Source organism: Faecalibacterium sp. DFI.5.82 (genome assembly GCF_029076575.1).
Taxonomy (GTDB): domain Bacteria; phylum Bacillota; class Clostridia; order Oscillospirales; family Ruminococcaceae; genus Faecalibacterium; species Faecalibacterium duncaniae.
Window position 1 is genome coordinate 1 of sequence record NZ_JARFIS010000404.1, and the last position, 316, is coordinate 316.

General features: G+C 65.2%; 1 pseudogene. It reads right to left on the reverse strand.

Annotated features, from left to right (window positions below):
- Window positions 1–316 (reverse strand): annotated as a pseudogene (locus P0G09_RS17170) (hypothetical protein); the annotation flags it as partial.

Genomic DNA, 316 nt, shown 5'->3' on the forward strand with positions numbered 1-316 from the left:
AACGCCTTGGGCAGGAAAGCCTTGCCCTGGTAATATCTGGTCAGCTGTGCAATGGCGGTCTTTTTGTCCAGCTTGAAGGGCAGGATGTATTCCGGCTTCAGCTTGCCGGAGAGCTTGCCGCCCAGCACCGTGGGGTTGCCGCAGTAGGGGCAGGTGGTGGCGGCGGTGGTCTCGTCACAGACCAGCTCGGCTCCGCAGGTGGGGCAGGAGTAGCTGTTCAGGCCCTCCGCCTCGGCCTCGATCCACACCGGACTGTCCTGCCGGGGCAGGCGGGCGGCTTTTTTGGAATCGCCCTCGGCGGCAGTGTCGGCAGCGG